Origin of the sequence: Pseudomonas sp. BT-42-2, from assembly GCF_025847435.2 — a bacterium.
Lineage (GTDB): Bacteria > Pseudomonadota > Gammaproteobacteria > Pseudomonadales > Pseudomonadaceae > Aquipseudomonas > Aquipseudomonas urmiensis.
Genome location: NZ_JAOYTM010000013.1, coordinates 87087 through 99523 on the forward strand (window position 1 = coordinate 87087; position 12437 = coordinate 99523).

Below are 12437 nucleotides of genomic sequence, written 5' to 3' on the forward strand. Positions count from 1 at the left end.
TTACCTCACCCGGGTGTAGCGATTTTGGCCGTTGACCAGCAACTCGATCTGCAACTGCTCGGCACGGTTGTTTACCCGCACCTGGCAATCGAGGCGAAAGTGCAGCTCCAGCGGGGTGTTGGCGTCCGGTACGCCATGCAAGGTGCGAATGCGGATGCGCGGTTCATAGCGTCCAATGGTGCGACGGATGTCGGCACTCACTTGAGCCAGCAAATCACCGCTCCTCAGGTCGTGGCCGTTGAAGTCGCGCAGGCCCAGGTCAGGGCTGCTTTGCGAACAGCCCTGACGAGTATTGAGCAGTGTCTCGAGGTGGCGCTTGATGACCTCGAATATCTGGCCTGCCTGCTCATGGCGGCATTGCTGTCGACTGGGTGGGTTATCTGCAGCCAGGCGATCGAACAGGCTGCTCATTCGTTATCGAGCCGACCGACCAGGGAGATCTCGAAGTTCGCTCCCATGTACTTGAAGTGTGGTCGCACAGCCAGGGATACCTGGTACCAGCCCGGATCACCGGCGACTTCCGAGACTTCGACTTTGGCGGCGCGCAGTGGTCGACGGCTACGTACGTCGGCCGAGGGGTTTTCTTGATCGGCGACATACTGCTTGATCCACTTGTTGAGCTCGCCTTCCAAGTCGGCGCGTTCCTTCCAGCTGCCGATCTGTTCACGCTGGAGCACTTTGATGTAGTGGGCCAGTCGGTTGACGATGAACAGGTACGGCAGTTGGGTACCGAGCTTGTAGTTGGTTTGCGCCTGCTGGCCTTCTGGCGTCTTGGGGAACGCCTTGGGCTTTTGTACCGAGTTGGCCGAGAAAAACGCCGCGTTGTCACTGTCCTTGCGCATGGTCAGGGCAACGAAGCCTTCTTCGGCCAGCTCGAACTCCTTGCGATCAGAGATCAACACTTCGGTCGGTATCTTCGCCTGCAGTTGGCCCAAGGACTCGTACAGATGCACGGGCAGGTCCTCGACGGCGCCTCCGGATTGTGGGCCGATGATGTTCGGGCACCAGCGGTAGCGAGCGAAGCTGTCGTTGATGCAGCTGGCCATCAGGAAGGCGGCGTTGCCCCACAGATAATTGTCATGCTGACCGTTGATGGTCTCGTCATAGCTGAAGCTGCTGATGGGCTGCTCATGGCGGTCGTAGACCGAGCGCAGCATGAAGCGCGGCAACATCATGCCGACATGGCGGGCGTCTTCGCTGTCACGGAACGATCGCCATTTAGCGAATCGCGGCCCCTCGAAAATGTCTTTGACCTTCTTGAGGTTGGGCAAATCTTCGAAACTGCTCAAGTTGAAGCATTCAGGGGCGGGTGCGGTAATGAACGGCGCATGGGACATTGCACCTACCGAAGCAACATAACTTAATAGTTTTATATCGGGCGAGGAGGGGCCGAAGTTGTAATTGCCGACCATGGCCGCCACCGGCTCGCCACCAAACTGGCCAAAACCTGCGGTATAGACATGTTTGTAGAGCCCGCTGCTGGTAATGTCGCCGGCATTGTCGAAGTCATCGAGGAGTTCGGCTTTGCTGACGTGGAGCACTTCGAGTTTTATGTTTTCGCGAAAGTCGGTGCGGTCCACCAGTAGTTTCAAACCGCGCCAAGCCGATTCAAGTTGCTGGAACTCGGGTTGATGCAGGATGGCGTCCATTTGTTTGCTAAGGACTCGGTCGACCTCAGCAATCATCTGGTCCACGCGATGCTTGTTGATCAGTTGATCAGGCTCATCGCTTTTGAGGATGTTGGATATGAATGCAGCGACGCCTTGCTTCGCGACTTGATAGCCTTCTTGACTGGGAGTGAGCAGGGTTTCGGCCATGATCTGGTCGAGCAAGGTCTGGTTGCCGGTTGTCTGGTCAGCAACGTCAGAGGTGAGGGTCTGGGTATTTTGGCTGGGCATGGTGACGCTCCGTTGTCAGTGCTTCATTGACCTGATGCTCAGGTCTTGGCTGCTTCAGTCTTGTTCGGTGGCTTCGATCACCAGATCCAGCTCATGGGCAAGCTGCTTGCGTGCCTGCTCGTCAGTGAGCAGCTGTTGCAAGTGCTTGCGAAAGGCGGGGACGTTGCCCAGCGGGCCTTTCAGGGCCACCAGGGCTTCGCGCAACTCGAGCAGCTTGTTCAGTTCAGGTACTTGGCGGGCGATCTGGTCTGGGCCGAAGTCATTGATCGAGTTGAATTGCAGGCGCACTGCCAGTTCAGCATCGGGGGCTGCGCTGAGGCTCGAAGGCACGGCCATGCTCAAGCTCACAGCAGCCTCGCTCAGTACGCTGTTGAAGCTGTGCTTGTCGATGCGCATGAGCTGGCGATCTTCCAGGGTGCGTGTATCGATCAGGCCGAAATCGCCCAAGACCAGCATCTTGTGGGGCAGTTCTATTTCGGCCTGCTGGTCGCCGGTGGCAGGTACGTATTTGATGTTGATACGTTCCTTGGGGGCGACGGAACTTGAGCTTTTAGCCATGCGCTACATTAACTCCCTGTTAAGTTTGTAGGATGTTTCTTACATTGCTTCCCGTTAGGGTTATTTTTGTAGGTTTATTCGTACAGTTGGTGTTGAAATTGTACTTATTGTTTATTTGTGCATTTGCTTTGCATTTAAACGATGCATGGGTGAAAGTGCCTTGGTCGAGTTTAAAAGTGTAAAGAAATATTTGTTTGTGACCTGGCCTGAATCTGCTCTAAGCTCTGCGCTTGTCGAGTTTTCTAGCTTTTTACGCGGCGCATTGCTCTTCAGGTAAATGCTTTGGAAGTGTGCGCCCGTATGGGTGTATGAGAGTGGAGTAGAGCTGCGGTGAACAAACAATGCACTTATGGAATGGGTGTTTTATTGTTGCTCGGCTTGGGGCAAGTGTTCGCCGAGCCTGTGCGCGATTGCACGCGGATTGTTTCCAATGTCGAGCGTTTGGCCTGTTTTGATGAGGCGGCCGGAACCCCTTCGCGGGTGCCGCGGGTAAAAGCCACGTGGTCAGCACCGGAGCTGAGCGCTCCTAGCGTTGCTCGGGTCATGACCAACGAGGCCCAGCGAATGCCGGACGACCTGGCGTTTCGCATGAGCGTGCAGCGTGAGGGGCAAGCGGGGCAGGCGCGACTGGTGATTTCGGCGCCTGCGATCGCTGCGGTCGAGCCGCGGCCTTACCTTGCGATCAGCTGCGTGCAGAACATCTCCAGATTGCAGTTGATCACCGCGCGACCTGTTGAGGGCAGCCGAGTGGTACTGCAGCTGCGCACCGAGCAACGGGCGACCAATGCGCAGCCCTGGCAAGTCATGGAAAACGGCCAAGTGTTGGATGCTGGCCGGGGTCTACCGGCTATTGAGCAGATCAAGGCGTTGATCGGCGCCAAGCGGATCCACATCGTCAGCGACCATCCGGCGCTCGATGGGCTGAGTTTCGATGCTCAAGGGCTAGACCCTTTGATTGATCAGGCGCGCCAAGCATGTCGTTGGTAGCCAGGGTGTCGAGCGATGACATTGCCAGGCTGCTGGCGCCCATTGACCCCAAGCTTGCCGCAGGTCTGTTCGATATCGAGGATGAGACCTACCAGGCGATCGATCAGGAGATGGTCAAGCTTGGCGGATTGCATGAAGGTGCTATCGATTGGCCATTCATCGAAGAAGCCTCCCGCCAGTACCTCAGTAGCCACTGCAAGCATTTGCGCATCGTCGGCCATCTGAGTGTCGTATGGTTGCGCAAGCGCTGTTGGGAGCACTGGTGCCACACGCTGCAGTTGCTGGCGGGCATGGTTGAACACTATTGGGAAACCGCCCATCCCAAGCCCGGCCCGACGGGATTTCTGGGCAAGCGCAAATTGGTTGGTGTGCAGGTCAAGCGACTGACCGAAGCGCTGCCTCAGCTCGACCGCTTTAGCTATACACCGGCCTGTGCCGAAACGGCGCAGAAGGCGATTGCCTCCTTGTTGCAACAGGCGAGCTCGGCGCAGCTTGATCTGCCGGCGTTGCAGGCGCTTGAGCGCTTGCTGGTAATGCACAGCGAGTCTGTCATTGGAGTCGGCAACGAACCTGCTGGCAAGCCTGTTTCACCCGCTCGCAATGCTACCCCGCTCGCTGAAGCATTCCTCCCGGCCAAGACCACCGCGTCGCTCGGCAACGAGCGCGAAACCCGGCGCGCCGTGCTGAGCATGGCCGAGTTCATCAATCAGCAAGACCTGTACGACCCGACCGGCTATCAACTGCGAAGGTTTGGCTTGTGGGCGCACATCCAGGCTGCGCCGGGCGCCAGGCAGGATCATCGCACCGAACTGATGTCGGTCCCGACAGACATCGTCAGCGGATACGAGGAGGCGCTGTCGAGTACCGCTATTGATCCGGCCCTGTTGCTGCGAGTGGAGAAAAGCGTCACTGCTTCGCCGTATTGGATTCGCGGCAGTTTCCTCGCTGCAAGCATCGCATCGCGTTTGGCCATGGCTGAAGTCGCCGAAGCGATCCGCTGCGCAACGGCGCGCTTCGTCCGTCGCCTACCCGCCGTGCAACAGCTGTGTTTCAGCGATGGCGTGGCGTTTGTCGATGAGCAATGCCTGGCATGGCTCAAGGGCGCAGAAGCATCGCCTGCCCAGGGCGCAGGCTCGCAAGAATTTCTTGGGCTGCGCGAAGCGTTGGTCGAGCAGATGGAAGTTGAAGGGGTGGAAGCGGTGTTGTTGCGCCTACAGGCCCTGCAAACACAGCACAGCTCGCCGCGCGAGCGCTGCCATACCACGCTGATCGCTGCCGATCTGCTCGGTACCCGTGGCGTGTCTTGGCTGGCTCACGACCTGTGCGCCAGTGTTGCCCGAACCATGCAGGCCACCACCGCCCAGATGTGGGAGCCGCAGGTTTATCAAAAGCTCAAGCACTACGCAGGCACGTCATCACTGATTGACCAGGACAAGGAGTAGCAGTCCCTGATGAGCACATATTGGAGACATCTGAAACGTTTGGGCTTGCCGCTGGCCACCCGCGCAGGGCTGGCCATGCCGCTGCTGCTCGCAGCGGCTGGGGTGTTGTTGCTGGTCGCCATCTGGTGGCTTGGCCCGCAGTGGACTTGGCGTGGGCAGCAGCCCCTGGCCAGTCTGGCGCACCGCAGTATCGCCAGTTTGCTGGTGGTACTGGTGCCTTTGCTGTGCGCGTCACTGGTGCTGGTTGCGCGCCTGCGTCGGCTCCAAGCACAGCGTCAGCAGGAGGCCGCTGTCGAGGCAGATCCGAGCCTGCCGTTCGTGCACGCACAGGAGCGAGCGCTCGAACGAGGGCTGGCAAGCTATCTGGACAATGCCGGCGGTCGTCGTGGGCTCTATCAGTTGCCCTGGTATCTGGTTGTCGGTGAGCAAAACGCTGGCAAGACCAGCTTCATCACTCGTTCCGATCAGCATTTCTCTCTGACCCGTATCAGCAAGGCACAGGCGCTCAGTCGCCAGGATGACGATCTCGCCTACCCGGTGGACTGGTGGATCAGCAATGAGGCAGTGATCATCGATCCTCCTGGCGAACTGATTACCCAGCAGTCACTTGAGGGCCTTGTGCCTGACGCTGACGGCAAGCCGTCACCCGTCCTGCCTGTGGGTACTCAGGCCAAGCTCTGGCTGCACCTGCTGGATTGGCTGGCGCGCAAGCGCAGCCGTAGAGCCTTGAATGGTCTGGTGCTTGTAGTCGATCTGGCATCGTTGTTGCGTTCGACGCCCGAGCAGCGCATGGCCTTGGCTGATGTGCTGCATACCCGGCTGTATGAGGTGAGCCGTCAGCTGGGCTCACGTTTGCCTTTGTACGTGGTGCTGAGCAAGTTCGATCTGCTTGACGGTTTCGATCAGCTGTTTGCGCGCATGAGCCAATCTCAGCGAGAGCACATGCTTGGATTCAGCTTCAAGCTCGATGCCATTCGTTCATTCGACGCGTGGCTGGATGAGCTAATCGCCCATTACGATCAGTTGATCGAGATCGCCCAGGAAATGGTGCTCGATAGCATGAGCGGCTTGAGCAGCGCTGAGCAGCGCCAGCGGCTGGTTTCGTTGCAGGGGCAGTTGATGGGGCTGCGCCCGGCATTGATGACGTTCCTTCAACACGCATTGGCCAGCGATCGCTTCACGACGCCGGCGCTGGTGCGCGGACTGTACTTGTCTTCGGTGTTTCAGCAGGGAGAGATGAACAACGCGTTTGTCCGCGAAGCGGCGCAACCCTACAAGGTTCTGCCACCGCTGAGCGATGGCAAGCCGCAAGGCAAAGCCCTGGTCTATTTTGCCCAGCATGTGTTCAAGCGGGCGATATTTCCCGAAGCGGGATTGGCGGGTGACAACGTCAAAGTCGCTCGCGACAAACGCCGTCTGTTGTGGCTCAGTTCGGGCGTTGGTGTGCTGGCCTTTGCCGTGCTTGGGACAAGCTGGCATCGCTACTTTGATCACAACCGGGAACAAGCGATCAGCGTGCTGGCCAAGAGTCAGGCGTTCAGCGAGGGTGAAGTCGATCAGCGCCTGGATCCTACCGGGCGCAACCTGCTGGTGCCTTTGGATCAGATCCGAGAGGCCGTTTCGGTGTTTGGCGACTATCGCGCTGCGTGGCCGGTGGTGGCCGACTTTGGCCTCTACCAGGGCCGTGCAATTGGTCCGATGGTCGATCAGGCCTACCTGACGCTACTGTCGCGGCGTTTCCTGCCGGCCCTTGCCAGTGGAGTCGTCGACGCGATGAATGCCGCCGACGAGGGTAGCGAGCAACAGATGGCGGCGCTCAGGGTCTATCGGATGATCGAGGACCGGCAGAACCGGCGAGCGAAGTGGGTAGAAGATTGGATGGCACACCAATGGCAATCTGCTTACCCTGGGCAGGGGCAGCTACAGCGTGACCTTATGCGTCACCTGCAGTACGCCTTGGCCTACGCCGACACCGATCTACCGCAGTTCCGGCAGCGAATCAGTGAAGTCCAGCAGATACTGGGTAAAGTCCCGCTGGCGCAGCGTGTCTATGCAAGCCTTAAGCGGCAGGCTCAAGATCAGTTGCATACAGGCTTGGATTTGCGCCATCAGATAGGGCCTGCGTTCGACGTCGTCTATCAGCCAACCTCAGAAAACGTGACAACGAGCGACCGCATCCTGCTGGCGCCATTGCTGACGGCTAAGGGTTTCAGGGACTATTTCGAACCGCACAGCGAGCACATTACGGACATGGCCATGATCGACCAGTGGGCCCTGGGTGAGCGGCGTCAACTGGACTACTCCGCGGCTGACCGCGCTGCACTGACTGAGAAGATCAGCAGCCTGTACCGCGCTGACTACATCGACAGTTGGCGACGGGCGTTGAATGAGTTTGCGGTGACGGACTTTCACGACTTGAGCCATGGGGTTTCGGTCCTCGACCACATCACAGGACCAGCAGCGCCGCTGCGCCGCTTGTTGGAGACGGTGCGCGACAACACCACCATCGATTCGTTGGCCGCCGCACAGTCCAAGCAAGCAGAGGCTGTCACGGCGCTGGCGGGAGGCGTGGAGCCCGCCCAACAACAGGTCGGAGGAATACGCAGGGCGTTCACCGGCTTGAATGAAATGCTCGAGGCGAGGGGTGAGCGGCCAAGTTATTACGACGAAACCCTCAGCGCTATCATCGCGCTCTATGACTACGCCAAGGCCGTGCAAGATAGCCCCGATCGAGGCAAGGCTGCCTTGCAGGTGGTGCTGCAGCGCTTTTCGATGAAGGGGCCTGATCCGATTGCAACCCTGCAGCGGGTCTCTACCGGCCTGCCTGAGCCCATCCGCCAGCAGGTTAAAAAGGTTGCCGAGCAAACTGCCCAAGTGTTGGTAATCGAAGCTTTGCGAGAGCTGGAGCGGCGTTGGGATGCTGATGTCTACAGCTTCTTCCAGCAGCGGCTCGCGGGGCGTTATCCATTCCTTGCGCGAGCCCCCGATGCGGCGTTGGATGATTTCGAGGCCTTCTTTGGGCCCAAGGGGCGCCTGCAGCAGTTCCAGGATCAATACCTTAAGGTGTTTCTGAAGGACAACCTCGATGCACTTTATGCCGACAATCGTGGCAGCTACCTGATACGCACCGATGTCATCGAACAGTTAGAGATAGCAGATCGAATCCGCGAAACCTTTTTCGATCACCGAGGCAATCTGAGTGTGCAGTTCAGCATCGAACCCTTGGGGCTCAGTGCGAACCAGCGTACCAGTGTGCTTGACCTGGATGGCCAGCTGATTTCCTACACCCATGGACCCAGCTTGATCACCGGGGTGATCTGGCCCAATACCTTGAACCCGCAGGTGCGTAGCAACCTGACCTTGCTCAAGCTCAATGGCAACAGCAGCAGTCTCGAGTATCGCGGGCCCTGGTCGATGTTCCGCTTGCTCAGTCGGGGCGCCCTCAATGGGCGTACGGCGACCAGTGTCGACCTGAGCTTCCGTACAGGAGACGGCATGATGCGTTATCAACTGAGTTCGGAGAAAGCATTCAACCCGATCACCCAGCAGCCGTTCAAAGGCTTCAGGCTACCGCGCACCTTGCTTGAGCAAGGTAGCCCGCGGGCGGTTCAGGCTGCGCTTACCAGCACTGGCGTACGGTAGGCGCAAGGAGCGAGTCGAAAGCAAAACCGGGCCATCAAGGCCCGGTTTTTTTATCGTGTGAGAGACCACTTACTCGGTTGTCTTCGGCGCCCAGCGCAAGATCACGCAAGCAATCACCGCCGACAGCAACGACCCCAGCAGAATCCCGATCTTGGCCTGATCGATCAGCTCCGGCTGCCCTGGAAACGCCAGTTCGCCAATGAACAGGCTCATGGTAAAGCCGATTCCGCAGAGCATTGCCACCCCGTAGATCTGCAGCCAGCTGGCGCCCTGCGGTTTAGAGGCCAAGCCGGTTTTCACTGCCAGCAGCACCCCTGCGAACACGCCCAACTGCTTGCCCAGCAACAGGCCAAGGGCGATCGCCAGTGGCAGTGGCGCCAGCGCATCGCTCCAGCTCAGGTTGGCGAACGAAACACCGGCGTTGGCAAAGCCGAATACCGGCACGATCAGGAACCCTACCCAGGGTGCGATGGCATGCTCAAGCTTGAGCAGCGGGCTGTCGCTGGTGCCTGCGCTGTACGGAATCAGCAGGGCGCCGACGACGCCGGCAATGGTCGCGTGGACACCGGACTGCAAGGTGAAGTACCACAGCGCCGCAACGCCGATCAGGTAAGGCCACAGCGTCACCACGCGCATGCGGTTAAGGCCAAGTAGCAGGGCAACGATGCCCGCTGCAGCGCCCAAGGCGAGCAGGTCGATCGATGAGGTGTAGAACAAGGCGATGATCGCCACCGCGCCCATGTCATCGATGATCGCCACTGACACCAGCATCACCTTCAATGACAGCGGCGCGTGCTTGCCGAGCAGGGCCAGGGCGCCGACGGCGAAGGCGATGTCGGTGGCGGCGGGGATCGCCCAACCGCTGGCCAGGCCCGGTTCGACCGCTGAAACCTTGAGGTAGATCAGCGCGGGTACGGCCATGCCCATTAGCGCTGGCAGCGCCGGCAGACGGCGTTGCTCCCAGGTCGCCAGGCGGCCGTCGACCATCTCGCGCTTGATCTCCAGCCCAACCATCAGGAAGAAAATCGCCATCAGGCCATCGTTGATCCAGTGGTGCACGGTCATCGGGCCGAGCTTGTCAGTGAAGGTCGGGCCTACCGGTAGATGCAGCAGGTGTTGATAGGCGCTGGCCCAGGGGCTGTTGGCGATGACGATGGCCAGGGCGGCAGCGAGCATCAGCAGCACGCCACTAGCAGCCTCGCTGGCCAGCAAGCGCTGCAGCAAGGGCCGGCGCTCGGCGGTAGGTAGGGAAACGTTCATGGGAAGGTCCTCGTTCATGGATTCGCCCTCGATGCCGCTGCGGTTGGCCAACTAGCGAGCACAGCAAAGCGCCGGTAGGGGTTGACCCGAACCAGTGCGGCGGTAGGCGAGAAGAAGGGAAGGGGCGTGCGCAACCCAGCTAAAAAAAGCGGGAACGGAAAACGCCATAGACATTGGACAGCTGCGTGCAACATGGACGTACTCTCGGAAAACAAATGAATGTTCTCCGTATTCGGGATGGCTCCCGGGCGCACGCAGCACACGCCAGGCGGCAATTTTACAGAATATTGGTGGCGATGTTCCAGTTTTATGCATCGAAATGTTGCTAATAGCCGGTTTTGGTCAGCAGCGGTTTATCCCTCGGTACGTGCGTTAGAAGCGCTCCTCCAGCCGTCACGGCGCTCCAGGGGCATGAGCTGGCTCGAACTGGGTTGCTTGGCCTATCTTGTTAAAATGCATATTAGGTTATTCCTAAAATCAATTTAATTAATTAAGAAATGCTCTATAGAGTCTGTCCCAGACAGCTAGTACCTGGCCAGGGACAACCCTAAGGAGCACCATGCCAATCCGCTCGCGTTTTCTGCTTTTCGCCGCCGCTTTGCTGGCGGCTACCCAGGCGCTCGCCGCCGACCGCCTGACCCTGCGCATTGGCGATCAGAAGGGCAACATGCGCGCTCAGCTCGAAGCTGCCGATGCCCTGCGCAACTTGCCCTACGACATCCACTGGGCCGAGTTCCCCGCCGCCGCGCCGTTGGCCGAAGCACTGAATGCTGGCGCCATCGATGCCGGCATCATCGGCGATGCGCCGCTGTTGTTCGTACTGGCCTCCGGAGCGCCGGTCAAAGCGGTTGCGGTGGACAAATCCGACCCCTATGGCACGGCGCTGTTGGTGCGTCCGGATGCGCCTCTACAGTCTGCGGCTGATCTCAAAGGCAAACGCATCGCTACCGGCCGCGGCTCGATCGGTCATCACCTGGCACTCAAGGCTTTGGACAAGGCCGGCCTGAGTGAAAAGGACGTTGAGTTGCGCTTCCTTGGCCCAGTCGACGCCAAGATCGCATTGGCCAATGGCTCGGTCGACGCCTGGTCGACCTGGGAGCCCTATACCGCACTGGCTGAGTTGAGTGGCCAGGGTCGGGTGCTGGTCGATGGCCGTGGCCTGTCCACCGGCAACAGTTTTCTCGCCGTGACCGATAAGGCGCTGCACGACCCAGCTCGCCATGCGGCTTTGCAGGACTACCTCAAGCGGCTGGCTGGCGCTCAGGTGTGGGCGTATCAGCACCTGGACAGCTATTCGCACACCCTGGCCAAGATCATCGGCTTCCCTGAGGACGCCGCTCGCCTGCAGTTCGAACGACGCCAGTTACGCTGGCAGGCTATCGACGCCAAGACCATCGCCGAGCAGCAGGAAACCGCCGACTTCTATCACGCCCATGGGCTGATGACTCAGCGCCTGGATGTGTCACCCACCTTCGCCAAAGACTTCAGCGTGCCGAACGCCGAGGCGGTTGCGGCGCAACATTGATCGGGAGAACAGCTCATGCTTGCATTCAAACACTTGCGCCATCTGGCCGTTGGGCTAGTGCTCGGCGGCTTGCTGCCGGGTATCGCCAACGCCGAACAGACCCTGCGCATCGGTTATCAGAAATCCTCGACCTTGCTCACCCTGCTCAAAGCCCGTGGCACCCTCGAGCAGCGTTTACAGGCCGAGGGTATTCGGGTTAGTTGGCATGAATTCCCCAGCGGCCTGCCGCTACTTGAAGCGCTGAACCTGGGCAATGTTGACCTGTCGGCAGACGTCGCCGACACGGTCCCCGTGTTCACCCAGGCCGCGGGCGCGCGCTTGACTTACTTCGCTCGAGAAACGCCTTCACCCAGTGCCCAGGCGATCCTGGTGCCTGCTGATTCTCCGCTCAAGACCCTCGCCGACCTCAAGGGCAAGCGCGTGGCCGTGACCAAGGCGGCAGGCAGCCACTACCTGCTGATCCAGGCTCTGGCCAAGGCAGGCTTGACCTTCAAAGATATCAATCCGGCCTACCTGATCCCCGCCGATGGCCGCGCCGCATTCGAGAACGGCAAGGTCGATGCCTGGGTCACCTGGGACCCGTATGTCGCCAGCGCCCAGCGCCAGCAAAATGCGCGAATCCTCGCCGACGGCACAGGGCTTGCCAGCTATCAGCGCTACTACCTGGCTGGCAGTGACTATGCCAAGGCGCATCCTCAAGTGCTGGAGCAAGTCTACAGCGCGCTGCGTGACATCGGCGCCTGGACCAAGGCCAACCCCGCGGCCGCAGCACGTGTACTTGGCCCGCTGTGGGGCAACCTGGACAGCGCTACGGTGCAGCAGGCCAATGCCCGGCGCAGCTATGAGGTGCAGCCGGTACAGGCGGATAACCTGGTTGAGCAACAGCGCATTGCCGATGCTTTCTTGCGTGAAGGCCTGCTGCCCAAGGCGGTAGATGCGCGTGCGGTGAGCCTGTTCGAGCCGCGAGTGGGGAAATGAGTGCCTGAAACGGGGTAGTGCAGACATAGCTAGTGCCGTTGCCCTGACGTTAGAGGGTACCTACGGGCAGTCCATGGCAAGGCCCTCGAGGCGCTCGACGCGCCGTGAGCCTGAGCGAACTTTGCAAAGCACCATTGCTTTAAGTAA

General features: G+C 59.6%; 9 protein-coding genes. 5 read left to right on the top strand and 4 right to left on the bottom strand.

Annotated features, from left to right (window positions below; translation table 11 throughout):
* The 3 genes from tssE to tssB are packed head-to-tail and all read right to left on the bottom strand — an operon-like array spanning window position 1 to window position 2456.
* Window positions 1-411 (bottom strand): type VI secretion system baseplate subunit TssE, encoded by a 411-nt coding sequence (gene tssE / locus OIU19_RS16435; RefSeq protein WP_264235895.1) that lies wholly within the window; start codon window positions 409-411, stop codon window positions 1-3.
* On the bottom strand, window positions 408-1898 hold the full coding sequence (gene tssC, locus OIU19_RS16440) for a type VI secretion system contractile sheath large subunit (protein WP_264235896.1): 1491 nt from the start codon (window positions 1896-1898) through the stop codon (window positions 408-410). Before tssC ends, tssE begins: the two co-directional genes overlap by 4 nt.
* Window positions 1899-1952: 54 nt before the next feature.
* Window positions 1953-2456 (bottom strand): type VI secretion system contractile sheath small subunit, encoded by a 504-nt coding sequence (gene tssB / locus OIU19_RS16445; protein ID WP_186556804.1) that lies wholly within the window; start codon window positions 2454-2456, stop codon window positions 1953-1955.
* A 354-nt stretch (window positions 2457-2810) separates the two neighbouring features.
* Between tssB and vasI the strand changes: the two genes are divergently transcribed.
* From vasI to tssM, 3 genes are read left to right on the top strand one after another with little or no spacing between them, the layout of a single operon-like run.
* The gene (gene vasI / locus OIU19_RS16450) at window positions 2811-3443 is read left to right on the top strand and encodes a type VI secretion system-associated protein VasI (RefSeq protein ID WP_264235897.1); all 633 of its coding nucleotides are present in this window, start codon (window positions 2811-2813) and stop codon (window positions 3441-3443) included.
* Window positions 3431-4885, top strand: coding sequence for a type VI secretion system protein TssA (gene tssA, locus OIU19_RS16455; RefSeq protein WP_264235898.1), 1455 nt, complete (start codon window positions 3431-3433; stop codon window positions 4883-4885). The genes vasI and tssA overlap by 13 nt, the downstream gene beginning before the upstream one ends.
* Before the next feature lie 9 nt (window positions 4886-4894).
* The gene (gene tssM, locus OIU19_RS16460) at window positions 4895-8527 is read left to right on the top strand and encodes a type VI secretion system membrane subunit TssM (protein WP_264235899.1); all 3633 of its coding nucleotides are present in this window, start codon (window positions 4895-4897) and stop codon (window positions 8525-8527) included.
* A 69-nt stretch (window positions 8528-8596) separates the two neighbouring features.
* Here tssM and nhaA read toward each other — a convergent pair whose 3' ends face one another.
* Window positions 8597-9787 (bottom strand): Na+/H+ antiporter NhaA, encoded by a 1191-nt coding sequence (gene nhaA, locus OIU19_RS16465; RefSeq protein ID WP_264235900.1) that lies wholly within the window; start codon window positions 9785-9787, stop codon window positions 8597-8599.
* Between the two features lie 559 nt (window positions 9788-10346).
* Here nhaA and OIU19_RS16470 point away from each other — a divergent pair.
* Together OIU19_RS16470 and OIU19_RS16475 are read left to right on the top strand one after the other, a co-directional pair.
* Window positions 10347-11312, top strand: a complete 966-nt coding sequence (locus tag OIU19_RS16470; protein WP_264235901.1) for an ABC transporter substrate-binding protein — start codon at window positions 10347-10349, stop codon at window positions 11310-11312.
* A gap of 15 nt (window positions 11313-11327) precedes the next feature.
* Window positions 11328-12290, top strand: a complete 963-nt coding sequence (locus OIU19_RS16475) for an aliphatic sulfonate ABC transporter substrate-binding protein (RefSeq protein ID WP_264235902.1) — start codon at window positions 11328-11330, stop codon at window positions 12288-12290.
* Window positions 12291-12437: the final 147 nt, after the last annotated feature.

What these genes read in the sequence shown, in the direction of transcription:
- tssE (WP_264235895.1), bottom strand. Translation starts at nt 411, where the DNA reads ATGAGCAGCCTGTTCGATCGCCTGGCTGCAGATAACCCACCCAGTCGA.
- tssC (WP_264235896.1), bottom strand. Translation starts at nt 1,898, where the DNA reads ATGCCCAGCCAAAATACCCAGACCCTCACCTCTGACGTTGCTGACCAG.
- tssB (WP_186556804.1), bottom strand. Translation starts at nt 2,456, where the DNA reads ATGGCTAAAAGCTCAAGTTCCGTCGCCCCCAAGGAACGTATCAACATC.
- vasI (WP_264235897.1), top strand. Translation starts at nt 2,811, where the DNA reads ATGGGTGTTTTATTGTTGCTCGGCTTGGGGCAAGTGTTCGCCGAGCCT.
- tssA (WP_264235898.1), top strand. Translation starts at nt 3,431, where the DNA reads ATGTCGTTGGTAGCCAGGGTGTCGAGCGATGACATTGCCAGGCTGCTG.
- tssM (WP_264235899.1), top strand. Translation starts at nt 4,895, where the DNA reads ATGAGCACATATTGGAGACATCTGAAACGTTTGGGCTTGCCGCTGGCC.
- nhaA (WP_264235900.1), bottom strand. Translation starts at nt 9,787, where the DNA reads ATGAACGTTTCCCTACCTACCGCCGAGCGCCGGCCCTTGCTGCAGCGC.
- OIU19_RS16470 (WP_264235901.1), top strand. Translation starts at nt 10,347, where the DNA reads ATGCCAATCCGCTCGCGTTTTCTGCTTTTCGCCGCCGCTTTGCTGGCG.
- OIU19_RS16475 (WP_264235902.1), top strand. Translation starts at nt 11,328, where the DNA reads ATGCTTGCATTCAAACACTTGCGCCATCTGGCCGTTGGGCTAGTGCTC.